The sequence below is a fragment of the Clostridioides sp. ES-W-0018-02 genome, assembly GCF_020658175.1.
Classification (GTDB): Bacteria; Bacillota; Clostridia; order Peptostreptococcales; family Peptostreptococcaceae; genus Clostridioides.
In genome coordinates this window covers 99645-125099 of the sequence record NZ_JACVVY010000006.1, presented here as the reverse complement: position 1 = coordinate 125099, position 25455 = coordinate 99645, and the positions used below count along the sequence as shown (strand labels likewise).

At 29.1% G+C, this 25455-nt stretch carries 20 protein-coding genes, 1 pseudogene and 1 riboswitch; of the genes and pseudogenes, 15 read left to right on the top strand and 6 right to left on the bottom strand.

Translation table 11 applies throughout. The features are described 5' to 3' along the window. Positions 1 to 71 precede the first annotated feature (71 nt). From IC219_RS14750 to IC219_RS14725, 6 genes and pseudogenes are all read left to right on the top strand, one after another. Complete coding sequence (locus tag IC219_RS14750; RefSeq protein ID WP_227433714.1) at positions 72 to 1847, top strand: sigma-54 interaction domain-containing protein; 1776 nt, start codon at positions 72 to 74, stop codon at positions 1845 to 1847. Between the two features lie 409 nt (positions 1848 to 2256). After that, on the top strand, positions 2257 to 3564 hold the full coding sequence (locus IC219_RS14745) for a serine dehydratase subunit alpha family protein (RefSeq protein ID WP_227433715.1): 1308 nt from the start codon (positions 2257 to 2259) through the stop codon (positions 3562 to 3564). A gap of 315 nt (positions 3565 to 3879) precedes the next feature. After that, entirely contained in the window at positions 3880 to 4419 is a 540-nt protein-coding gene (gene hpt, locus IC219_RS14740; protein WP_227433716.1) for a hypoxanthine phosphoribosyltransferase, read from the top strand. A 257-nt stretch (positions 4420 to 4676) separates the two neighbouring features. Further along, complete coding sequence (locus IC219_RS14735) at positions 4677 to 5210, top strand: sigma-70 family RNA polymerase sigma factor (RefSeq protein ID WP_227481874.1); 534 nt, start codon at positions 4677 to 4679, stop codon at positions 5208 to 5210. Between the two features lie 56 nt (positions 5211 to 5266). Then, positions 5267 to 6484, top strand: a complete 1218-nt coding sequence (locus IC219_RS14730; protein ID WP_227831783.1) for a DUF4179 domain-containing protein — start codon at positions 5267 to 5269, stop codon at positions 6482 to 6484. A gap of 151 nt (positions 6485 to 6635) precedes the next feature. Further along, a pseudogene (locus IC219_RS14725) lies at positions 6636 to 7193 on the top strand (collagen-like protein); the annotation flags it as partial. A gap of 183 nt (positions 7194 to 7376) precedes the next feature. Here the strand turns inward: IC219_RS14725 and dapB (IC219_RS14720) are convergent. Further along, positions 7377 to 8132 (bottom strand): 4-hydroxy-tetrahydrodipicolinate reductase, encoded by a 756-nt coding sequence (gene dapB, locus IC219_RS14720; RefSeq protein WP_227831535.1) that lies wholly within the window; start codon positions 8130 to 8132, stop codon positions 7377 to 7379. Positions 8133 to 8468: 336 nt separating this feature from the next. Between dapB (IC219_RS14720) and IC219_RS14715 the strand changes: the two genes are divergently transcribed. Further along, positions 8469 to 9458, top strand: a complete 990-nt coding sequence (locus IC219_RS14715) for an SPFH domain-containing protein (RefSeq protein WP_227433721.1) — start codon at positions 8469 to 8471, stop codon at positions 9456 to 9458. A gap of 265 nt (positions 9459 to 9723) precedes the next feature. On the opposite strand, the gene dapD is transcribed toward IC219_RS14715, so the two are convergent. From dapD to dapA (IC219_RS14690), 5 genes are all read right to left on the bottom strand, one after another. Beyond that, on the bottom strand, positions 9724 to 10440 hold the full coding sequence (gene dapD, locus IC219_RS14710) for a 2,3,4,5-tetrahydropyridine-2,6-dicarboxylate N-acetyltransferase (protein ID WP_227831536.1): 717 nt from the start codon (positions 10438 to 10440) through the stop codon (positions 9724 to 9726). Positions 10441 to 10635: 195 nt separating this feature from the next. After that, positions 10636 to 11385, bottom strand: coding sequence for a 4-hydroxy-tetrahydrodipicolinate reductase (gene dapB / locus IC219_RS14705; RefSeq protein ID WP_227481878.1), 750 nt, complete (start codon positions 11383 to 11385; stop codon positions 10636 to 10638). A 67-nt stretch (positions 11386 to 11452) separates the two neighbouring features. Next, positions 11453 to 12340, bottom strand: a complete 888-nt coding sequence (gene dapA / locus IC219_RS14700; RefSeq protein WP_227433724.1) for a 4-hydroxy-tetrahydrodipicolinate synthase — start codon at positions 12338 to 12340, stop codon at positions 11453 to 11455. Between the two features lie 115 nt (positions 12341 to 12455). After that, positions 12456 to 13457 carry an aspartate-semialdehyde dehydrogenase gene (locus IC219_RS14695; protein ID WP_227433725.1) on the bottom strand — a complete coding sequence of 334 codons (1002 nt, stop codon included), beginning with the start codon at positions 13455 to 13457 and terminating at the stop codon, positions 12456 to 12458. Between the two features lie 173 nt (positions 13458 to 13630). After that, positions 13631 to 13805, bottom strand: a riboswitch (Lysine riboswitch). Between the two features lie 77 nt (positions 13806 to 13882). After that, positions 13883 to 14764: a 4-hydroxy-tetrahydrodipicolinate synthase gene (gene dapA / locus IC219_RS14690; RefSeq protein ID WP_227433726.1), complete on the bottom strand. Its 882-nt coding sequence runs from the start codon at positions 14762 to 14764 to the stop codon at positions 13883 to 13885. Positions 14765 to 15087: 323 nt separating this feature from the next. On the opposite strand from dapA (IC219_RS14690), the gene IC219_RS14685 reads away from it, so the two are divergent. The 8 genes from IC219_RS14685 to IC219_RS14650 all read left to right on the top strand — a co-directional run bounded on the left by IC219_RS14685 (position 15088) and on the right by IC219_RS14650 (position 25455). Then, positions 15088 to 16281 carry an L-serine ammonia-lyase gene (locus IC219_RS14685; protein WP_227433727.1) on the top strand — a complete coding sequence of 398 codons (1194 nt, stop codon included), beginning with the start codon at positions 15088 to 15090 and terminating at the stop codon, positions 16279 to 16281. A gap of 206 nt (positions 16282 to 16487) precedes the next feature. After that, positions 16488 to 17606, top strand: coding sequence for an N-acetyldiaminopimelate deacetylase (locus IC219_RS14680; protein ID WP_227433728.1), 1119 nt, complete (start codon positions 16488 to 16490; stop codon positions 17604 to 17606). Positions 17607 to 17862: 256 nt separating this feature from the next. After that, a complete protein-coding gene (locus IC219_RS14675; RefSeq protein WP_227831591.1) occupies positions 17863 to 18096 on the top strand; it encodes a small, acid-soluble spore protein, alpha/beta type in 234 nt (77 codons plus the stop codon). Then, positions 18083 to 18829, top strand: coding sequence for a class I SAM-dependent DNA methyltransferase (locus tag IC219_RS14670; RefSeq protein WP_227831537.1), 747 nt, complete (start codon positions 18083 to 18085; stop codon positions 18827 to 18829). Before IC219_RS14675 ends, IC219_RS14670 begins: the two co-directional genes overlap by 14 nt. A 193-nt stretch (positions 18830 to 19022) precedes the next feature. Then, positions 19023 to 19898 (top strand): Hsp33 family molecular chaperone HslO, encoded by an 876-nt coding sequence (hslO, locus tag IC219_RS14665; RefSeq protein ID WP_227824469.1) that lies wholly within the window; start codon positions 19023 to 19025, stop codon positions 19896 to 19898. Positions 19899 to 20256: 358 nt separating this feature from the next. After that, on the top strand, positions 20257 to 21057 hold the full coding sequence (locus IC219_RS14660; protein ID WP_227824468.1) for a PIG-L family deacetylase: 801 nt from the start codon (positions 20257 to 20259) through the stop codon (positions 21055 to 21057). A 257-nt stretch (positions 21058 to 21314) separates the two neighbouring features. Further along, positions 21315 to 23555, top strand: coding sequence for an excinuclease ABC subunit UvrA (locus IC219_RS14655; protein ID WP_227831538.1), 2241 nt, complete (start codon positions 21315 to 21317; stop codon positions 23553 to 23555). A gap of 364 nt (positions 23556 to 23919) precedes the next feature. Next, positions 23920 to 25455: a glycine betaine ABC transporter substrate-binding protein gene (locus IC219_RS14650; RefSeq protein WP_227831539.1), complete on the top strand. Its 1536-nt coding sequence runs from the start codon at positions 23920 to 23922 to the stop codon at positions 25453 to 25455.

Below are 25455 nucleotides of genomic sequence, written 5' to 3'. Positions count from 1 at the left end.
TTTACTTTAAATAAGATATATTTAATCCTTAAGGAAATAAGACAAATACTTATGTTAAGAAAAAATAAGGAATGATAACTATGATAGATTTAGAATATATAAAATCTGATATTCAGAACATAGCTGAAGCTATAGTTTCAGTACTCAATATAGATGTAACTATAGTAAATAGAGACTTATTTAGGATTGCGGGGACAGGTATATATGTAGATAAAATAGGTGAAAAAGTAGATAAATATACAGCTTTTAAAAAGTCACTTACAGAACAAATTACAATACTAATTGATGACCCAAAGAGCAGTGATATATGTAGAGAATGTTATAAAAATAATGTCTGTGTGGAGTTTGCAGAAGTATGTTGCCCAATTATATGTGATGGAGAGTCTCATGGTGTTATAGGTCTTATAGCATTTACGAAAGAACAAGCACAGATTATAGAAAATAATAAAAGTGGACTTATAAACTTTTTATGTAAGATGGCAGACTTGATATCCAATAAACTAAAAGCTCAAATTAAAACGTACGAACTAGAATTAGAAAAGAAAAAATTAGAGACTTTATTAAACAATATGGATAAAGCTGTTGTGTCCATTGATGTAGATGGTAAGATTGATAAATATAATTCAAAGTTTAAAGAGCTTTTCAATCTAAAGGACAATATAACTGGGAAAGATATATTCACTGAGCTAGATTTTATAAAGAAACCTTCTATAAATAACTTTAAGAAGGACAAATCATGTAGCTTTTTTTATAGGAGATACGGATATGATTCAAAAGGGATATATAACATCAATAAAATAGTATTAAAAAATGAACTAAAAGGATATGTTATTGACTTTATAGATAAAAGAGATGCTATAAAAAACTACAATAAGATGAATAAAGATTATAAGATAAAACTGGAAAATATAATTGGAGAGAGTATGGCTATAAGAAATTCAAAAAAAGAAGCCTTAATGGCTTCTAAATCTACTTCAACAGTACTTATTACTGGTGAAAGTGGAACAGGTAAAGAGCTATTTGCAAGAGCTATACACAACCATAGTAATAGGGTAGATAATCCTTTTATAGCTGTAAACTGTGCAGCGATACCAGATAATTTATTAGAGAGTGAATTATTTGGATATGAAGAAGGTGCTTTTACAGGGGCTAAAAAAGGTGGAAAACTTGGTATGTTTGAAATAGCCCATAAAGGAAGTATATTTTTAGATGAAATAGGAGATATGAGCTTGCATTTACAGTCAAAGTTGTTGAGGGTATTACAAGAAAAAGAGCTCAACAAGATTGGTAGTAAATCTAATGTTCTTATAGATGTAAGAATTATTGCTGCGACAAATAAAGATTTAGAAAAAATGGTTCAGAATGAAACTTTTAGAGAAGATTTATATTATAGATTAAATGTCATACCAATAAAGCTTCCAAGTTTAAGAGAAAGAAAAGATGATATACCACTTATAATAAAGCATATGATTAGAGAATACTCAAAAAAACTAGATAAAAATGTTATCGATATAGATACTAGGGTTGTCGATGCTATGATTGAATATAGGTGGCCAGGGAATATAAGAGAATTGCAGAATATTATTGAATACAGTGTGAATATGTCTTCATCTCCAATAATTACGATGAATGTAATTCCTCAGAAGATTAAAAATACATCAATAGAAGAATTAGAAGTTAGAAGTGATAAGATAATTCCATTAGAAGAACTTGAGAAAATTGAGATAATAAAAGCTTTAAATAAATACAAAGATTATAAAAGAGATAAAGAATTAACAGCCAAGGCACTTGGAATATCAAGAGCCACATTATATAGAAAAATTGAAAAATACAATATAATTTCTTAGTGATATAAAGTAATATAAGAATACAATAAAAAGTGATATAAAATTTAAATGTAAACAAATAACAATAGTCTATAAAGAGTAGTGGATGCTTAAATCCTGAGAATCTAAAAAATAGTAACTATTAAAATAATAATCGTCTCAAAATGATATAGAATCTCATTTTGAGATTTTTTTTTGTCTTTTTGCGAAATTGTCATCTATTTAGCGAGTAAAAAAAATATAAAATCTATATCTGAGTAAAAAAAAATATAATTAAAAGCAGTTATTTCAATGGATATACAATATCAAAGTGAAAAAATTGAAAAAAATAAAAAATGTGGCATGTATTTTGCTATAAATATAGATAAGAAATTATTTAATAAAATTATTTAAGTACTAAAATTAAACTTAATTGGGAGGTTTATATATAATGAGAGATATAAGAAAAGAATTAGTGGAAATGTTAAAAGCAGAGGTTAAACCAGCAGTAGGATGTACTGAACCAGTAGCTTTAGCTCTAGCATGTGCAAAGGCAAAAGAATTACTAGGAGAAGAAATAGTAGAAAATCACATGTTAGTTAGCCCTAGTATCTATAAAAATGGTATGTGTGTAGGTATACCAGGAACTGAAAGATTAGGATTAAAAATAGCAGCAGCTCTAGGGATAATAGGAGGACATTCTGAAAACGGATTAAGTGTATTAGAAACTTTAACAAAGGAAGAAGTTAAAATAGCAGAAGATTATATGGACAATACTCCTTTATCAATAACACCTGCTGATACAAGAGAGAAAGTTTTTATAGAAGTTGCATTAAAAGGAGCAAATCATAATGCTAAAGTTAGAATAAGAACTAAACATGATAACTTTACATTTTTAGAAAAAGATGGAGAAGTATTATTGGATAATGAACCAAAAGTATCAGTTTCAAATGCTTCAGCAGAAAAAGTTGAGAGCTTAATGGATACTGTAACTATACAAGAATTAATAAAGAATGTAGAAGGCATTGATTTTAAAGATATAGAGTTTTTACTAGATGGAGTAAAAATGAATGAAGAAATGGCTGAATATGGATTGAAACAAAAGACTGGAATTGGTGTTGGATACGGAATCAAAAAGTCTATGGAAGAAGGTCTTTTAGGTAATGATGTTATAAACTATGCAATGATGTTAACTGCTGGAGCTTCAGATGCAAGAATGGCAGGAGTAAAAATGCCTGTTATGAGTTCAAATGGTAGTGGAAATCACGGATTAACAGCAATTCTTCCAATTGTTGCTTACAACAAAAAATTCCCACAATCTGATGAAAGACTAGCAAAAGCTTTAGCTATATCTCATTTAGTAACTGGTTATATTAAGAATTATACAGGTAGATTATCTGCTGTATGTGGCTGTGGAGTTGCAGCATCTACTGGAGCAACTGCTGGTATATCTTGGCTTATGGATGGAAGCGAAAAACAAATAGAAGGTGCAATAGAAAATATGATAGCTGACTTAAGTGGAATGATATGCGACGGAGCAAAAGCTGGTTGTGCATTAAAATTATCATCTGCTGCATCTGCTGCAATACAAAGTGCTATAATAGCTAAGCAAGACTGTTTTGTACCACCATTAAATGGTATAGTTGGTTCAAGTGTTGAGCAAAGTATACAAAACTTAGGAAGAGTAAGTGATAAAGGTATGTCTATAACAGATGAGATAATATTAAATGTAATGAATGACATGAATAAAGTTGATTAATATATTACAATATTTCTTATATTGCAATATATAGTAAAGCTGATATAAATAAATTTAATTAGTACCCTCTAATAAATTATGATTATGTATAAATGGGAAAAACTTGCTAGTGCAAGTTTTTTCTTTTTTGTCTAAAATATATAGTATATGATTTAGTAGAGATATATGATTTACTTAAAATAGATAATATCTTGTTAATAATTGTTGAATATACTTAAAAACTCAATAATATTGGCTAATATTGAATAAGAGTATTGAAAAAGTGAGCAATCTCTTATAAAATTAAGAAGGATTATTACAATTGGAGGTCTTTTTATGGATATAGAAACAAAAAAATGGGAAGTATTGTATTCAGAAGAAAAAATTAATGATAAATTAAAAGAATTAGGAGCAATTATAGAGAAGGACTACAAAGATAAAAATCTTATGATTGTGTCTCTATTAAAAGGAAGTTTTATATTTTGTGCAGATTTAGTTAGAAATATAAACTTACCTCTTAGAGTCAACTTTATGACTACTTCTAGTTATGGAAACAGTGAAGAAAGCACTGGAACAGTTAAGGTTGTTTCAGATGTAACTACTGATATAAAAGGATATGATGTATTGGTTGTAGACGATATTACTGACTCTGCCTTAACTATGGATTTTGTTTTAAAGCATCTAAAAGCTAAAAATCCTGCTAGTTTAAAATGTTGTGTACTTTTAGACAAGCCAAGCAGAAGAAAGGTTGATTTAGTACCAGATTATTGTGGGTTTGAGATAGAAGACAAATTCGTAGTAGGATATGGATTTGATTTTGGGGATTACTATAGGAATGTTCCTTATATATTTAATGTAACTGATGAAGATAGATAAGCAATTATTTAATTTTATAGGTATCTCGATATGATTTTGATAAATTATATTGAGGTACCTTTTTATTTTTAGGTCTGATTTGGAATTATCTTCTATTTATATCAAGCTATAAGTCCAACATAGTAAAATTGTTTTGATAGTTTTATCCAAGTTTTAATTCTGTGTTTGGAAATATAAAAAATTTTAAAAATTTGATAGGAAATACGATTTTTAATTGTATTAGTAGTTGTAGAAGCTTTTACAAAGGAGGAGTTAACTTGGAGGATAAATTGATAATTAAAAATATAATAAAGAAAAAAGAAAAGGGTATGGAAATGCTTATAGATGAGTATGGGAATTTTATAGCATCTATAGTTAGAAGGACTCTTATGAATGCTAAAATTTATGAGGAAGAATGTATTGATGATGTGCTTTTGGCAATTTGGAATAACATAGAAAAATTTGATAATGAAAAAAACTCTTTTAAAAACTGGATAGGTTCTATTTCTAAATACAGAGCGATTAATTATAGGAAAAAGTATATAAGTAGTAACACTTATTTAAATATAGAACATGAAGAAATACCATATATAGATAAAGAGTTGAGTATGAGAGAAATTGAAGAGGAAATAAATGACCTTATAGGCACATTAAATGATAAAGATGCAGAAATTTTTAGAAGATATTATTTAGAAGATATATCACTAAAGGATATAGCTATACAAAATGAAACCAGCGTTGAAAACTTACATAATAGATTATCAAGAGGAAGAAAGAAGTTGAGGCTGCATTTAAATAAAAAGAAAGTTTAGAGATAAGATAATTAAGAATTTAAATATAGAAAATATAGAATAAAAGGAGAATTTTTATGAAAGATAAATTTGATTTATTTAATGAAACAAATATAGATATAGAAAAATACGATGATGTTGTATTAAGTAATAAAGAAAAAGATGAAATGAAGAAGAGAATGAAATCTAAGGTTCAATATAGTAAAAAGAATAATTTTAAGAGATATGCTTTAGTAGGAGGATTATCAGTGGTTATTTTAGGTTCAACTGCATTTACTAATGAAACTACATTAGCATATATGCAACATCTTGGAAAGCAGATAGAATATTTCTTTAATAAGGATACTGAAGAACTTAAACCTTATAAAAATATTGTAGATAATATTGCTACAGATAAAGGAATAGATATAAAGTTAAATGAGATTATGCTTGGCGATGGAGAATTATTTTTAAATATAAGTGTTGATGATAGCAAACTTGATAAAGATGCTTTGGGATTAAAGAAACAAGAAGGATTTTTAGGAATTGATGATATCAAAATAAAGGTTGGAGATATGAATTTTGTTTCAATAACAGGTCCTTCCACATCAGAAAAAAATAAAGATGGTACTACTAATATGGTTATGACTTGTAAGCTTGATAATCTGGATAAAGATGGAGATGGAAAAGGCGATATTGAAAATTTTGATTTACTAAAAAATGTGGATTTAAATAAAGACTATGATATAAATATAAGTATAAATAAAGTTGAGTATGAATTAAATAAAGATATAAAAACATCAAAAGAGATAGAGATAGGAAATATGGGAGGAGTAGAGGGTGAACACCTAAATGGCTATCTTAGCGGGAATTGGACATTTAATACAAGTATAAATGGTTCAAATATAGTCAAAGATACAAGAGTTTATAATGTAGATAAAAATGTAAAATTAAAAAATAAAAATATTGATGTGGATTTAGTCTTAAAAGAAGTAAGAGTCTCTCCTACGAAAATCAGAGTGATTTATGGATTTAAAACTAACAAATATAATTTCAATAAAGGTGATGATACACCAAAGATACTTGAGTTTGCACTTAAAGATGGAAGAGGAAAAGATTTAGAATTACTTAGTGGAGCAGGAGGTTATGACTTAAGTTACTCTAAGGGTAATTATATTGAATCTTCTTTAGAGTATGAAATTAAGAAAGATGTTAAAAACCTAAAAATAACGCCAACAATAGAAGATTGGAGTAAAGAAATTAATAATATAATAGAATTTAAAAATCAAAGTATAGATGTTGATATAAGTAAATAGATGTATTATCACATAATAAATTGTCTGTTCATATAATTATATAGAGCAATGTTAGATACTTGTATAATATTGCTCTAATTTTAAAATAGAGAGGATTTATTATATGGATGATTACAAAGACAATTTAGGTCCAAGTTTATATCAAGATGTAGGGCCAACGGGACCAACAGGACCAACAGGTCCGACAGGTCCTAAGGGAGCAACAGGGGCAACAGGAGCAAATGGAATAACAGGCCCAACAGGAAATACAGGAGCAACAGGAGCAAATGGAGCAACAGGTCCAACAGGAGCAACAGGAGCAACAGGAGTGTTGGCGTCAAATAATGCACAGTTTGTAGTGTCTTCTACAACCTTAACAAATAACTCATTAGTTACATTTAACTCATCATTTATAAATGGAACTAATATAACTTTACCAACAAGTAGTACTATAAATCTTGCAGTGGGAGGTATATACAATGTATCTTTTGGTGTGCGTGCGACACTTTCACTTGCAGGATATATGTCAATCACTACTAACTTTAATGGAACTGCTCAAAGTAACTTTATTGCAAAAGCAGTAAATACACTTACATCATCAGATGTAAGTGTAGGGTTAGATTTCTTAGTCGATGCCAGAGCAGCAGCTGTTACTTTAAGCTTTACTTTTAATTCAACTACATCAGGGACTTCAGCGGCTGGATTTGTCTCAGTATATAGAATACAATAATTTGCCATAGGGGAAAAAATATAAAATAGCAAATATAGTAATGTATAACAGTAGGTAAAATATTAACTGAAAAGTGCTGTTAACAAGAAAGAAAATGATGTAGAGGTTATAATTTTTTAGAAAGTATATTAAAAAATCTCAATCTATTTATAAATAGATTGAGATTTATTATGTATAAAAAAATTATCCTAATATATCTGACATTTTATAAAGCCCAGACTTTCTACCAACTAAAAATTTAGCGGCAACTATAGAACCATCTGCAAAGACTTCATCAGATTGAGAATGGTGACTTAATGTAAGAACTTCATTATCACCTGCAAATATAACATCATGGTCACTGATTATATTACCACCTCTTATAGAGTGTATTCCAATTTCATTTGATTTCCTTTTACAATCTCTACCATATCTTCCATGTTTATTTTCACTTTCAGGTAAGACCTCTTTAATTGCATTGGCTATCATATTAGCAGTACCACTAGGAGCATCTTCCTTTCTGTTATGATGTTTTTCTATGATTTCAATATCAAAGCCTTCTAACATTTTTGATGCATCTTTAACTAATTTTATTAAAATATTTACACCTAGAGATGTATTTGAGGATAATAATATAGGAATATTTTTTGATGCTTTTTCTATTTTATTTAATTCATCCTCATCATATCCAGTAGTAGCTAATACTACAGAGGTATTGTTTTTTAGTGCGTATGATAAGATTGGGTTCAAAGTTTCATGATGTGAGAAATCTATTATAACATCAGCTTTTTCAGTTACATCAGTCATTGTCTTAAAAAGTTTCGTATCACCATGATAAGTATTTTCATCAGCAGACCTAGCTACACCACAAACTAACTCTAATTCACTATCTTTTTTTACACATTCTGCTAACACTCTTCCCATCGTTCCATTATAACCGCTAATTATAACTTTTAACATAAAATCCTCCTATGAAATTAATAAAAATTTGTTATATTTCTATAAGTTTATTTTATCACTAATATAATTTATATAAAATAATATTAGTCATAATAAACTTATAATTTGCTGGATATTAAAAAATTTTATTTATATTTAACATATATTAAATATAAGTTTGTATATCTTAAAATTTACTTAAAAATCAATATTAATATATTAAAATCAATAAAGATACATCTTTAAAAATATATAAATTTAGAGTATTAATTTTAAACCCAACAATTTGAGCATTAAAAGTGATATTATTAAATTAGAAGTATCTTAACTTAATATAATAAGATGGGAGAGGTGGCTATGTTAAATGAAGAAAAAACTTATCAAGAAAAGGATGCTAAAGCATTTAATGGAGTAGTAGCTTTGATAATGATTATCTTGTTTTTAGTAGTTTCAATAGGTGTTATGGTTTTTGGAATAATAAAACTTGACAATGGATTCACTGGAATAGGTTCGTTTATGTTAGTTTTAAGTATTTTATTTATAGTGATAGATTTTATACTGTGCTTTGGACTAAAAATGATTAACCCAAAAGAAGCTATAGTTCTAGTTTTATTTGGGAACTACTATGGAACTATAAAAAAAGAAGGATACTATTGGGTAAATCCATTTTGTTCAGCAGTAAATCCAACATCATCAGGAATTAATGTATCAAAATCTTCATCTACTGAAAAAGTAGATATATCCTCTAATCCAAGAGGAAAGAAAGTATCTTTAAAAACAATGACTCTTAATAATGAAAAACAAAAAGTTAATGACTTATTAGGAAATCCTATTATAATAGGTGTTGTTGTAATTTGGAAAGTTATAGATGCAACTAAAGCTGTATTTAATGTTGATAATTATAATACTTTTTTATCAATTCAATGTGATTCAACTATTCGTAATGTTTCAAGACTTTATCCATATGATGTGTCTGAAGATGGTGATGAAAAATCTCTTCGTGGTAGTAGTCAAGAGATAGCAGATAAATTACAAAAAGAATTACAATCTAGGGTAGATATTGCAGGAATTGAAGTATGTGAAGTAAGAATTACTCACCTTTCTTATGCACCAGAGATTGCAGCGGCTATGTTACAACGCCAACAAGCAGAAGCTATAATAGCAGCACGTAAAAAGATTGTTGAGGGGGCTGTAAGTATGGTAGAGATGGCATTAACTAATTTAAGTGAGAATAATGTCGTGACTTTAGATGAGGAACATAAAGCAGCTATGGTGAGCAATTTATTGGTTGTTCTTTGTGGTAATAAAGATGCACAACCAGTAGTAAATAGTGGCTCAATTTATTAGTATAAAAGTAATATCATTAAATTAAGAGTATTTAATTAATATGTAATAAAATCAAGAGTGCTTAGCTTGTATATAAGAAAATCAGTAAATTAAGGATATTTTAATTAGAGTGTAAGAAAATCAATAAATTAAAAATGTTTAAATTGCATGCAAGTAAATTAAGGGGATGTAACAAAGATAAATTAAATAGCTATAAAAAAGAGGGTGTCTCTAATGAATTAAATTCATATAGAGACACCTTTTAATCAATAATATTATCTTATAATTAATCTAAGTTTCTAAGGTCTTCCATAAGTTTAGTCTTATCAGCCGTTTTTTGGTCTTTCATTTTTATAACTTTAGCAGGAGAACCAGCAACAACAGCACCAGCTTCTACATCAGTAGTTACAACAGCACCAGCTGCAACAACAGCACCTTTACCGATTCTAACACCTTCAAGAACAACTGCATTAGCTCCTATTAAAACATCATCTTCAACTATAACAGGAGTAGCAGAAGGTGGCTCTAAAACACCAGCAACAACAGCACCAGCGCCTAAATGAACATTTTTGCCAAGAGTACCTCTAGCACCAATAACAGCATTCATATCTACCATAGAACCTTCACCGATAACAGCTCCTATATTTATAACAGCTCCCATCATTACAACAGCATTTTTTTCTATAGTAACCATATCTCTTATTATTGCACCTGGTTCGATTCTTGCATGTTCACTTAAAGTATTTTTTAGAGGAATAGCAGAATTTCTTCTATCATATTCCACATGAGTATCTATTATATCGTTACCATGTTTATCTAATACTTCCATTATATCTTCATAGTCACCTACAAATACATAAGAACCATTGTTTCCAAATACTTTAAATTTATCAGTTGATTGGAAATGTAAAGAGTTAGTATTTACATATACTTTAACAGGTGTTTTCTTTTTAACTTCTTTTATATATCTTGCTATTTCATAAGCATCGTTTAAATTTACCATTTGTTAATTCTCCTTGTATTTCATTATATTTCTTTTATTATATACTCAGATATACTAATTTATCAACTTTAGTATATACTTACTATTATTTATTTTTTAATAGCATTATTATTTTAGCATAATATTGAGTAAATTTATTTGTTATATCATATATTTTTACTTGTTTATATTTTTTACTTGTGATATAGATTTTTACTATCCTAACATACTATCCATGTTATAAAATCCTGGTTTTTGTTTAACCAAGTATTTAGCAGCAGCTATAGAACCACTTGCAAAAATACCACGAGATTGAGCTTGATGACTTATTGTAAGGACTTCATTATCTCCAGCAAATAGAGCATCATGTTCACCAACGATATTTCCACCTCTTATAGCGTGGATACCAACCTCATTTGGTTGTCTTTTTGCACTACGCCCATATCTACCATAATTATTTTCAACGTTTGGTAAAACCTCTTTTATAGCGTTAGCAATCATAACAGCTGTACCACTTGGGGCATCTACTTTTCTGTTGTGATGTTTTTCTATTATTTCTATATCGAATCCTTCTAATAATTTAGCTGCATCTTTAACCAATTTCACTAATACATTTACACCAAGAGACATATTATATGATTGGAATACAGGAATAACTTTAGCCGCTTCATGTATTCTATTAATTTCTTCATCATTATATCCAGTAGTAGCAATTACTAAAGGAGTTTTAGTTTTTAAAACATAAGATAAAATATTATCTAAATTAGAGTGATGAGAAAAATCTATAACTACATCAGCTTCTTCAACTATAGCATTCATATCTTCATAAATTTTAAGATTGCCTTCACAGCTATCCATACCTCTAGCTGCAACACAAACTAATTCTAGTTCACTATCATCTCTTATAGTATCGGCTAAAATCTTGCCCATTTTTCCATCATAACCAGTTGCTATAACTTTTAACATAATTTCCTCCTATGATTAAGGGCTAACTTTTGACCAAACTTAGTCTTTTATCATGCATTAATTTGTACTATGCATTAACTTTTAGTCCAAAGTTAACTAATTCTTTCTTTAATACCTCTAAGTTTGCTGGGTCCATTTCTGCTAGAGGAAGTCTTAAATCTCCAACATTGAATCCTAATAAATTCATTGCAGTCTTAACTGGTATAGGATTTACTTCTATAAATAAAGCAGCGATTAAAGCATCCATACCAAGTTGTAATTTTCTAGAACCTTCTATATCGCCTTCAAAGAATTTAGCTACTAAATCGTGTGTTTCTTGAGGGCAAACATTAGCAAGTACTGATATAACTCCTTGACCTCCTAAAGACAATAAAGGAAGTATAGTATCATCATTACCAGAGTAGATAGCAAAGTCGTCTGGAACTAAGCTAGCTATTTCTGCAACTTGTCCTAAGTCCCCACTAGCTTCCTTTACAGCAACTATATTATCTATCTTAGCAAGTTCAACTATGAGACTAGGGCTTATATTAACACAAGTTCTTCCAGGTACATTGTAAAGTATAATTGGAAGTTTAACACTGTTAGCGATTGTTTCAAAATGACGTTTAAGTCCAGCTTTATTGGCTTTATTGTAATAAGGAGTTATTATTAATAGAGCATCTACTCCTAATTTTTCAGCTTCTTGACTTAAATTAACTGAGTGCATAGTATCATTAGAACCACTTCCTGCGATAACAGGAACTCTTTTATTAACTTTTTCAACAACATACTTAATAGTAGCAAGTTGTTCTTCATCAGTCATAGTATTAGCTTCGCCAGTAGTACCACAAGCTACTATAGCATCAGTACCGTTAGCGATTTGGTATTCAACTAATTCACCTAATTTGTCAAAATCAACTTTGCTATCCTTTGTAAATGGAGTAACTAGAGCAACAGCAGAACCTTTAAATATCATAAAAAATCAATCCCCTCTTTTTTAGTTTTGTGTTTTATATTACAGTTACTTCTAATGCTTATCTTTACTTATTATTAATATTTTACAAAATCATATATTTATACAAATTTGTATACTATACTAAATCATATGATATAGCCATTTCAGCTATTTGGATTGCATTAGTTGCAGCACCTTTTCTTATATTGTCAGCAACAACCCAAAGGTTTACACCATTATCAACACTAAAGTCTCTTCTAATTCTTCCAACAAACACTTCATCTCTATCATCAAATTCTACAGCAGTTGGATATTCATTTTTAGCAGGATTATCAACTACTACAACTCCTGGAGCTTCTTCAAGTGTTTTTACTAAATCTTCCAATTCAAATGGATTATTAAACTCAATGTTTATAGATTCACTATGACCATTTTTTACTGGAACTCTTACAGTAGTTGCAGTTATTTTTAAGTCGTAGTTATCAAGTATTTTCATAGTTTCGTTTACCATTTTCATTTCTTCCTTAGTATATCCATTTTCAGTAAATGAATCTATATGAGGAAGACAGTTATAAGAAATTTGATGTGGATAGAATCCAGTAGGATTACCAGTCATTCCTTTTTCTAAATCTTCAACCCCTTTAACACCAGAACCAGATACAGCTTGGTAAGTAGAGTAAACAACTCTCTTAATTTTGTATTTGTCATCAAGAGGTTTAAGAGGAACCATAGCTTGTATAGTAGAGCAGTTTGGATTAGCTATTATACCTTTATGTTTTTTTATAGCTTCTGGATTTACCTCAGGAACAACCAAAGGAACATCTGGATTCATTCTCCATTGACTAGAGTTATCTACTACCAAGATTCCATTTGATGCAGCTATTGGAGCATATTTTTCACTAATGCTTCCTCCAGCAGAGAATAACGCTATTTGTATTCCTCTATCAGTAAATGAAGTTTCTTTTAATTCTTCTACTATATATTCTTTACCACAAAACATTACTTTAGAACCAGCAGATTTAGAAGAAGAGAATAAAAATAGATTTTCTATTGGAAAATTTCTTTCTTCTAATACTTTTAAAAATGTTCTACCTACCATTCCAGTAGCACCAACTATTGCCACATTTACTTTTTTCATATTAAATTCACCCCAATTTTTAATTATTAAAACATTATTTGATTTTAGCTATACAAGTAAGATATGTTAATATTTTTATATGTCTAAAAACTTTAATATTATATTAACAACTTTAATTATATACAAAAAACGTACAAAGGTATACTTTGTACGTCTAGTTTATCACTCAAAGTAAACCCTGTAGCTCATCACCTATACAAATAAGTGACAGTATTACACATCTTATGTGTAATCCCAGAAAATATTATTGCAAGAAATATTTTCTTCGGCTATAAATCCTTTTTCCAACCATTAACGCTTGCCAGCTCCTATTGGATACTCTTATTTACAGCTACCTCTACCCTAGGTTAATAGGATATTAAAATTTGATTATTCTAATAATAATACATATTTTAGAAAAAATCAACTTATTTATAGAAATATTGCTAAAATTTAAATCCAAAATTTGTCAATTCTTGTTTTAAGACATTAAGATTAGCTTCTTCCATTTCAGCTAAAGGAAGTCTTAAATCTCCAACATTAAAACCTAAAATATTCATAGCAGTTTTAACTGGAACTGGATTTACTTCTATAAATAAGGCGTCAATTAAAGTATCCATATCAAGTTGTAATTTTTTAGAGCCTTCAATGTCACCTTCAAAGAATTTAGTTACTAAGTCATGAGTTTCTTTAGGGCATATATTAGCAAGTACAGAGATAACACCACTTCCACCTAATGATAATAGAGGTAGTATAGTATCATCATTACCGGAGTATATAGCGAAGTCTTTAGGCACTAATTTAGCTATTTCTGCAACCTGAGCTAAATCTCCACTAGCTTCTTTCACAGCAACTATATTATCTATTTTAGCAAGCTCAGCCACAACAGATGGCTTTATATTTACCTTAGTTCTTCCTGGTACATTATATAAAATAATTGGTAATTTAACGCTTTTTGCTATTGTTTCAAAGTGAAGTTTAAGACCTTTTTCATTAGTCTTATTATAGTAAGGAGTTATGATTAAAAGACCATCCACTCCCAATTTTTCAGCTTCTTGGCTCATATGAACAGACAACATAGTATTGTTTGAACCAGTACCTGCTATAACTGGTATTCTCTTGTTGACTTTTTCAACTGTATATTTTATTACAGCAAAAATCTCAGATTCACTCATAGTAGTAGCTTCACCTGTTGTTCCACAAACAACTAGTGCATCTGTGTCATTTTCAATATGGTATTCGATTAATTCACCTAATTTTTCAAAGTTGACATTGTTATCCTCCATAAATGGGGTAACTAAAGCAACAGCAGAACCTTTAAATAACATATAATCAAATCTCCTTTTTTATTTAAATTTAATTTTTTAAGTACAATAATAATTATAGTACAAATTAATTAATTTTAATAGGTATAGTTAATATCTTAACTGTATAAAGTAAGATATTTATATTATATTAATATTAAAAAAATTTAAAATAAATGTTTTATTCTCAAAATATGCATATTAATTTAATAAAATATACCAAAATGGAAATAAAAAATAAATTTTATGCGAATTTAATAACTAATAATTAATATATTTAGGTTATAATAAATATGTGCGTAAAAATAAATAATAAGCATTAACATAGAAAATTTAGGAGGAATAATATGGATACTTTAAAGGAACTTTTTAAAATAGGAAGTGGACCTTCAAGTTCTCATACTATGGGGCCACAAAGAGCAGCGGAAAGATTTAAAAATGAAAATCCAGATGCAGAAAGTTTTAGAGCAATATTATATGGTAGTTTAGCTGCTACAGGAAAAGGTCACTTAACAGATTATATAATTGAAAAAACTATAGCTCCAAAGAAAGTTGAAATCGTTTGGGAGGAAGATATAATAAAAGATTTTCATCCAAATGGAATGAAGTTTGAAGCTTTAGATAAAGATGGAAATGTGACAGCTGAATGGACTGTATATTCTGTTGGTGGAGGAACTATAGCAGAAGAAGGTCAAAGAAACAGTAAAAGCAATAGTATATATCACTTAGACACTATGGATGAAATAGTAAAATGGTGTAAAGAAAATAATAAAACTTTAGTTGATTTTGTGTTAGAATGTGAACCATCTGATATAAAAGACTATATAAAAACTATAAAAGATGCTATGAGAAAATCTATTGATGATGGACTAAGCACAGATGAAGTAATACCAGGTAAATTATTATTAAAAAGAAGAGCAAATAATTTTTATAAAGCGTATCAAGAAGATAAAAGTTTTTCAACACTTGTATATGCATATGCACTAGCAGCTTCAGAGCAAAATGCTTCTGGTAATATAATAGTTACAGCACCGACTTGTGGTTCTGCTGGGGTAATACCAGGAATATTCTTTGCAATGCAAGATTTTTATAAATACGATGATGAAAAAATAATTGAAGCATTACTTGTAGCTGGAATAATTGGAAATATAATAAAAACTAATGCATCAATATCTGGTGCAGAAGTAGGATGTCAAGGTGAAGTTGGAGCAGCTTGTTCGATGGCAGCAGCGGCAGTAGCGTATTTAAAGGGTGGTACTATAGACCATATTGAATATGCAGCAGAGATAGCACTTGAACATCATCTAGGAATGACTTGTGACCCTGTATATGGATATGTTCAAATTCCATGTATAGAAAGAAATGCAATGGCAGCTCAAAGAGCTTATGATGCAGCTAAGTATGCATTATTAACTGATGGCTCACATTCTGTCTCCTTGGACCAAGTCGTTGAAACAATGAAAGAAACTGGTATCGATATGATGGATAAATACAAAGAAACTGCAAAAGGTGGACTTGCTAAACACTTCTTCTCTTGCTAAAATTAAAAATTTTTCAATAATAATTCCCCTGTTTTGATTTATGAAACAGGGGAATTATTATTAATGGTGAATTATTTAATAATGCAAAATATTTTTATATTCAATTTAGTTTTTTATTTTTAAATATGAAAGTATATTATATAATATTTTAATTATAAGAGATATAGAAATATTTTTATAATAAATTATAATTTGGAGGAGATTACATGAGAGAGGCATCGTATTTACAAGAACAACTTTACAAGCATAGGAATGCATTAAATCCTATTGCAGAAATTGGAAGAAAAGAGTATAAGACTTCAAAATATATAAGGGATTATCTTGATAAAATAGGAGTTGAATATGAAGTTTATTTAGAAACAGGAATAGTAGGTGTGATAGAAGGTAAAAGACCAAGAAAAGATATAGCTTTTAGAGCTGATATAGATGGTCTTCGTAGTGAAGAAGGTGTAAAACACTTATGTGGCCATGATGGACATGCTACTATATTGCTTGGATTAATTGAGTATTTAAATGATAATAAAGAAGATTTAAATGATAATGTTGTATTTATATTCCAACCAGCAGAAGAAGGACCAGGTGGAGCAAAAGCATTGATAGATGCAGGTGTGCTTAGAAAATACAATGTGGATGAGATATATGGGCTTCATATATACCCAGAATTACCAGAAGGTTATGTAGGTACAAGAGAAGGATACTTCATGGCTCAAATAGGAGATATTGATATAGAAATAGTATCTAAAAGTGGACATGGAGCTATGCCACAAAATGGAATTGATGGTATAGTGATAGCTTCAAACTTTATAAGTTCACTTCAAACTATAGTATCAAGAAATATAAGTCCAATAGACAATGCAGTGTTGACTATAGGTAGAATTGAAGGAGGGGCTAGAAGAAATATAATAGCTGAAAATATAAAGATGGAAGGCACTATTAGATGTTTTAATCCAGAAGTGTATGAGAGAATGAAACTTAGAGTTAAAGAACTAGCTAGAGGCTTTGAATTGTCTTATAACTGTAAAGTAAATATAAATATTATGGATGATTATATAGCTGTTAAAAACGATAAGGACTTATATAAAGAGTTTGTAGAAGCTGTTGGAAAGGATACGGCTATAGAATTAGACCCACTTATGATATCAGAAGATTTCTCTTATTATCAAAAAGAAGTTCCAGGACTGTTCTTTATGTTGGGTTCAAGAAATGAGAAAAAAGGATTTGTAAATGGACTTCATAATATAAACTTTAACTTTGATGAAAAAATATGTGTGAATGCACTAAATGTCTATGCAAAACTATTAAAATATAAAAAAGCAATAGATTAAAATATATTCAGTTTTGCAATGAATAAGTTGTAGATAGCTTAGAGAAAAAGGTCAATTTTTTTGGTAAGACTGTAAATAACATATATTAAAATTATAAATAACACATACTTAGAAAGAATAATTTTAAAAAGTTATAAGTTTAAAATACTTATATTTAAAAACATATGAATTGATAAATACCCCTTACTTATTTGTATAAATTTCTTTTAATTGACAAAAATACAAATAAGAAGGGGTGATTTTTTTGAAAGAAAATATGAAAAGAGAAAAGAAGATAACTAATGGCAAGAATACTAAAATATTGACAAATGATGATATAATGAAATATGAGATAGCCTCTGAACTAGGTCTTATGGACAAAGTTGGAGAACATGGGTGGGCAGGACTTACAGCTAAAGAAGCTGGAAGAATTGGAGGTATGCTTACATCACGCAAAAAGAGGCTGAGAAAGATTGTGGAGGGGCAGAATAAAAAGGATGAGTCAATATAGTGATTTTGCGTTTGTATATGATGAACTTATGAATGAAGTTGATTATGATGGATGGGTTAAATATATAGAAGATATAATAGCTAATGAAGGTGTAAAAGTAAAAAATATATTGGAATTAGCATGTGGTACAGGTAATCTCACAATTCCATTAACTAAAAAGAGCTATGATATAGCTGGAATTGATATATCTGATGAAATGCTTAGTGTAGCAAGAGAAAAGGCAGAAAAAGAAGGCGTAGAGTTAGTTTTACTTCAACAAGATATATCAGAGCTGGACTTTGATATATCCGATTTGGATTGTGTACTTTGTGCTTGTGATGGATTTAATTATATAACTTATGATGATGATTTAGAAAATGTATTTTCAAAAACATATGAATTATTAAAGAAAGATGGAATCTTTATATTTGATATAAGTTCATTTTATAAATTAGCCAATATATTAGGAGATAATATGTATGGAGAAAACAGAGAAGATATAGCTTATATGTGGCAAAATTACTTTGATGATGAAGAAAATTTGATTGAAATGGAACTGACATTTTTTATTAAAGATGAAGATGGAAAGTTTGAAAGATTTGAAGAAGTACATCAACAAAGGGCATATACTGAGGATGAAATAATTGATATGCTTAAAAAATCTGGATTTAGGGATATAAAATCTTATGGAGATTTTACATTTGAAAAACCTAATGAAGAAAGTCAAAGGATATTCTTTGTATGTAAAAAATAAAGCTTTTCTTGTTGTGTACAAAAAGAAGTGTTATTAATATAAAATGTTATTGATGAAGATATAAAATATTATTGGTAAAAATAAAAAAGGTAAAGTTTTCTGTATTAAAAATTAAAGTAATTTAAAGTAGTAATATAGAAAAAAATAATAATATAGAAAAATAGTATGATTAACAAAATGTGGAGGAATACAGATGAAAGATTATGTACTAAGAGCGACATCAGGAAATGGTCAAGTTAGAGCATTTGTTGCAACTACTAGAAATACAGTAGAAGAAGCTAGAAGATTACATGAAACTACAAAAGTAGCAACAGCAGCACTTGGTAGAACATTAACAGCAACATCTATAATGGGATTGATGATGAAAAATGATAGTGATAAATTGACTGTAATAATAAAAGGTGGTGGACCAATTGGAACTATCATCGCAACAGCAAATTCTAAGGGGATAGTAAAAGGCTATGTAGGAAATCCTCATGTAGAAGTTGAAGATTATCCAAATGGAAAGTTGAATGTTGCAGCAGCAGTGGGGACAGAAGGTGTTGTAAAAGTTATTAAAGACTTAGGTCTTAGAGAGCCATATAATGGAACTTATCCATTAGTAAGTGGAGAAATTGCAGAAGACTTTACTTATTACTTTGCAGTGTCAGAACAAACTCCATCAGTGGTAGCTTTAGGTGTTCTTACAAAAGAGGATGAAGTTGAGTTTGCTGGAGGCTTTATAGTTCAATTAATGCCAGATGCAGAAGAAGAAACTATCGCAAAATTAGAAGAAAATGTAGCTAAATTACCTTCAATAACTAATATGTTAAAGGAAGGAAACTTACCAGAAGATATATTAAATAGAGTTTTAGATGGTTTAGAGCCTAAAGTACTTGATACTTGTGAAGTTGGATTTGAGTGTGAGTGCTCAAAGGAAAGAGTGAAAACTGCTTTAGTGGCAATAGGGAAAAAATCTTTGGCTCAAATAATAGAAGAAGATAAACAGGCAGAAGTTGGATGTCAGTTCTGTAACGAGAAATATATGTATAGTGAAGAAGAGTTGCTTGAAATTTTAAAGGAAATGTAGAATAAAAAGAATGTGGAATATTAAAATAGTAGCATTAATAGTGGAATATTAAAATATCAGTATTAATATAGAAATTTAAATATAATCCATTAAAAATAAGAATTATATGTTAAAAGATGTTAAGAAAGAAATCTAAGATATGTTGAGAAAGATAAACTTAATAAATTTTAAGAATTAAAGGGCTTTCTAATTGCAGTATTTGTAATATTGCGATTGGAGAGCTTTTTTAGTTTATTGTGCCTTGTGTCAAAGATTGTATAAAGCTATAAATTATTGTAAAATGATTTGTGTATTTTAACCTATTTACAACAAAAATTTACAAGATATTTGAATTGATAAAAAGGAGAAAATTTTAAGAATGGAAAACAAAAAAAAGCACATAGTCATAAGTATATTAATACTGTTTATGATATTTATAATGGCTATTAACCTTAATGGTAAACTCGAGACACCTATTCCACAGAGCAATAGCAGAAAATTTAAATCTAATGCTGTATTTTACCCACAGCATCAAGATGATGAAGTCTTATGGGGAGGAAGTGCTATTGTTAATGCAATAAAACAATGTGGAACTGATAATGTATATGTTGTGTTGGTATCAGATGGCTCTGGAGTGAACGTTTTTAGAGCTAATACTAAATTTAGAAATTTAACTAGGAAGCAAAAGGAAGAGCTTAGGAACAATGAATTTAAGTCAGCACTAAAAGAGCTTGGAGTAAAACAACAAAATATAATTATACTTGCTGATATAGATAAAAAAGAGGGGACACATTATAAGTTAATGGAAAAGACAATATTAGATTTTGAACATAAATTTAAGGGTGATGTCACTCATATAGCTCATCATTATAAGTACGATGACCATATAATGCATAGAAAAAATGGTGCAGTTTTAAAGAAGCTTAAACGTGAACGTAAGATAAAAGATGACTTGTATTTTATAAAACCAAAATATGTAAAGTACATACCAAGAAATGAAAGAGCTATTTATAAAGCAACTAATTTTAATGATTATAGTAAGGTCAAAAGTGCGTGTTATGAATATAAGGTTGTAAATTCAAAACGAAAAATGTATGGTATAGGGTATATCTCAGCACATAGCTATTTTGAAAACCTTTTAAATGACCCTGAACTTACGTCTGTGTTAAGTGAAGATTAAAGTAATTTAGATAAAGGTATCTTAAAAATATTATTTACTAATGATAAAAAAGTATTTGAGGATAATAAGAATATATTATGATTAGACAAGGTTTAGTATCTCAGTTATGATTTTAAAAATCATTTTGAGGTACTTTTTTTATGCTCTTAATAAGTTTATATAGACTTTTTATATGAAATTTTAAACCCTACAGTATACAACCAAGGGATAGGTCACGTGCTATAATTTGCTATAAAAACAATTTAGGAGGGTAACGTATGGGTAATGAATTTATAGTTTTAAAAGGATGTAAGGAAAATAATCTAGATAATATTTCATTAAAAATACCAAAAAGAAAAATAACTATATTTACAGGTGTATCTGGTTCTGGAAAATCATCTATTGTTTTTGAAACAATTGCAAAAGAATCACAACGTCAATTAAATGAGAGATTTAGTACTTTTGTAAGAAGTTTTTTACCTAAGTATGGAGAAGTTAAAGCTGATTGTATAGAAAATTTATCAACACCGATTATTATAGACCAAAGTAGACTTGGAGGTAATTCAAGGTCAACCTTAGGTACTATCACAGATGTAAATTCCTTTTTAAGGGCTTTATATTCTAGATTTGGAAGCAAGCATATAGGTAATGCTAACATGTTTTCCTTTAATGATGTTAATGGTATGTGTCCAGATTGTCATGGGCTTGGGAAAAAACTAATACCTAACATGAAGCATATTCTTGATATGAATAAATCGCTAAATGAGGGTGCTATTTTGCTTTCAGGTTTCGGAGTGGGTTCTTGGCACTGGAATATATTTGCCGAATCAGGATATTTTAATATTGATAAGAAAATATGTGATTATTCAGAGAAAGAGCTGAAAAAATTTTTATATGGTGAGCCAGAAAAGATTACAGTAGAAGAAACTGGAAAAATAAATATGACATATGAAGGCTTAATGGTTAAGTTTAATCGTCTATATCTAAGTAAAGAAGGGGAAATTTCTGAGACTACTAAAAAAAAATTGAGTAAACTCCTTATAGAAGACAAGTGTCCTGTTTGCAATGGAAGAAGACTTCATGAAAGCGTATATAAATCTTTAATTAGTGGCTACAATATTGCAGACTTGACAAGTATGCAACTTGATGAATTAGTTAAGGTTATTAAAGATATAAATGAGCCAGAAGCACAACCTCTACTTAAAGGAATACTAGAAAAACTAAATAACATCATAGATATAGGTCTAGGGTACTTAACTTTAGATAGAGAAACATCATCACTATCAGGTGGAGAATCTCAGCGTGTAAAGATGGTAAAATATTTAAATAGTAACCTTGTAGATTTGATGTATATTTTTGATGAGCCAAGTATAGGTCTTCATCCAAGAGATGTTTATAAATTAAATAATCTTCTAAGAAAATTACGTGATAAAGGAAATACAATTATAGTTGTTGAGCATGACCCAGATGTTATTAAAATTGCAGACCACATTGTAGATGTAGGTCCAAAAGCTGGTAGGTATGGGGGTAAAGTTGTATATGAAGGAAGTTATGAAAAGTTGCTTTCAAGTGGGACATTGACAGGAAATGCCTTAAATAAAGCTCTTTCTATTAAGGAAAATGTAAGAGAACATAGAGGATATTTAGAGGTTAAAGATTGTAATAAAAACAATTTAAAAAATATATCTATAAAGATACCTAAAGGTGTATTAACTTTAGTGACAGGAGTAGCAGGGGCTGGTAAGAGTACATTAATTAAACATGAATTTTTAAAGCAAAATACAGATGCTGTATTAATAGACCAAAGCCCTGTATCAGCTAATTCTAGGTCAAGCTTAGCAACATATAGTGGAATTATGAACGATATAAGAAACAGTTTTGCAAAAGTAAATGGTGTTAAAGCGTCTTTGTTTAGCTCAAACTCAGAAGGAGCTTGTGGTAATTGTAAAGGCTCTGGAACAGTACAAACAAACCTTGCATTTATGGAAAGTATAAAAAGTACTTGCAATATTTGTGAAGGAAAAAAATTTAAAAAAGAAGTTTTAGAATATAGATTTCAAGGGCAAAATATAATAGAAATTCTTGAAATGTCAGTTTCAGATGCGATTGAATTTTTTAGTCTAAAACAGATTAAAAAGAAATTACAGTGCATTGAAAAAATGGGAATCGGATACCTTACTTTAGGGCAAACTCTGGATACATTATCTGGAGGAGAGTGTCAAAGATTAAAGCTTGCTAATGAATTAAATAAGGAAAGTTCAGTGTATATATTAGATGAGCCGACAACAGGTCTTCATATGGCTGACATTGAAAATTTTATAAGTATAATTGAAGAGATTGTAGATAATGGAAATACAGTTATCATAATTGAACATAATATAGATATAATTAAAAGAGCAGATTGGATTATTGATATGGGTCCTGAGGGAGGGACAAAAGGTGGGAAAGTAATCTTTGAAGGAACTCCAAAACAATTGTCTAACAATAAAATATCGCTAACAGCAAAATATATAGTATAATAAATAAAATACTATAAATATAGATGATATATGAGTAAATATAATGGGTATATAATATGATAGTTAAGTTTAACAATAATAAATAATATGATAAATATTCAAATTTAATTAAATATAGTGTCAGAAATCCGTTTAAATAGCAAGTTTTTAACGGTTCTGACATTTTTTATTATTTTCATGAAGATTGACAAGGTAGGATTTTCTATTAGTTACTTTTTAGTGTCTACTTGAAAGTTTTATATTATGACCTTAACATGTAATTTATGGAATAATTTACTTAGTGTAGTAAGATGCAGTCTATAACTAAACTATAATTTTATAATTTGAATCTTATTAAGTAAAACTCATAAAAGGAGTGTAAGTAATGCTAAACGATATGCTAACGCTATTATCTGAAAGAAGTGATTTTTTTATAAAACTATCCATCGAACATTTGACAATTTCTATTATTTCTATAATAATTGCAATTGTTTTAGGTGGTACAATTGGTATCATTGTAAGTGAATTTCACAAGTCTTCTAAGCCCATCTTGGGGACTATCAATTTTTTATACACTATACCATCTATTTCTATGTTAGGTTTTTTGATACCATTATCTGGAATTGGAAATACTACAGCTGTTATTGCTCTTACTATATATGCATTATTACCTATGGTTAGAAATACATATACTGGAATTACTAACGTAGATAAAAATATACTTGAAGCAGCGAAAGGTATGGGAAGTACAGACTTTCAGATACTATATAAAATAAAACTTCCACTAGCCTTACCTGTTATTATGTCTGGGATTAGAAACATGGTTATTATGACAATTGCATTGACTGGTATCGCTTCATTTATAGGTGCTGGTGGTCTGGGGGTAGCTATATATAGAGGAATCACAACAAACAACACAGTAATGACAGTCACTGGAAGCATTCTTATTGCTCTATTGGCTTTGTTATTTGATTTTATTCTAGGATTAGTAGAAAGATTTTTACAAAGAAAAAGAAAAAAGAAAAATAGGAAAAAAGTATTTGCCATTCTAGGAAGTCTTATCCTCATAACAACTATCTTTACATCTTATTTTTTTAACTCTGCAAAGACTCAAACTATTCATATTGCTACAAAACCAATGACTGAACAATATATTCTTGGTGAAATGTTGGATATTTTAATTGAAAAAAATACAGATTTAAAAGTAGAAATTACACAAGGTGTAGGCGGAGGAACATCCAATATTCAGCCAGCTATGGAGAATGGAGAATTTGATATTTATCCAGAGTATACAGGGACAGGATGGAATATGGTATTGAAGAAAAATGAATTATACACTGAAAATATGTTTGAGAAATTACAATCTGAATATAAAACTAAACTTAAAATGCAGTGGACTGGGATGTATGGTTTTTCTAATAGTTATGCGTTGGCAGTCAGAAAAGAAATTGCAGATAAGTATAAATTAAAGAATATCTCAGATTTGAGAGATATATCTTCTAAATTGACATTTGGTGCAGAGTATGATTTTTATGAAAGAGAAGATGGCTATACTCCACTATGTAATACCTATGACTTACACTTTAAAAACACAGTTGATTTAGATATTGGACTTAAATATCAGGCAATCAATGAGGGAAAAATTGATGTAATGCCTATATTTACAACTGATGGTCAGTATAGTGTTTCAGATGTTGTAGTTTTAAATGATGATAAAAGCTTTTATCCATCTTATCAATGTGGAAATGTTATTCGTTCAGAGGTGTTAGAGGAACATCCAGAACTTTCAAAAGTATTCCAGATGGTTAAAAATATTTTAACTGATAAAGAGATGGCTAAATTGAATTACGATGTAGAAAATAATAATTTAGAGCCTAGAGAAGTTGCACATGAGTTTTTGAACAAAAAGGGACTTTTATAA